General features: G+C 52.1%; 2 tRNA genes. Both read left to right on the forward strand.

Annotated features, from left to right (window positions below):
* Positions 1-42 precede the first annotated feature (42 nt).
* A tRNA-Ile gene (locus tag AC1VNJ_RS27000) sits at positions 43-119 on the forward strand.
* Between the two features lie 17 nt (positions 120-136).
* Positions 137-212 (forward strand) — tRNA-Ala (locus AC1VNJ_RS27005).
* The last annotated feature ends 1 nt before the right edge of the window (position 213 follow it).

Below are 213 nucleotides of genomic sequence, written 5' to 3' on the forward strand. Positions count from 1 at the left end.
CATTTCGTTCAGTTTTGAGAGAATTCTCTCTATCATATATATGGGCCTATAGCTCAGCTGGTTAGAGCGCACGCCTGATAAGCGTGAGGTCGGTGGTTCGAGTCCACTTAGGCCCACCATATATATTTAAACGAATGGGGCCTTAGCTCAGCTGGGAGAGCGCCTGCCTTGCACGCAGGAGGTCAGCGGTTCGATCCCGCTAGGCTCCACCAA

The sequence above is a fragment of the Priestia sp. 3CA3 genome (genome assembly GCF_056836725.1).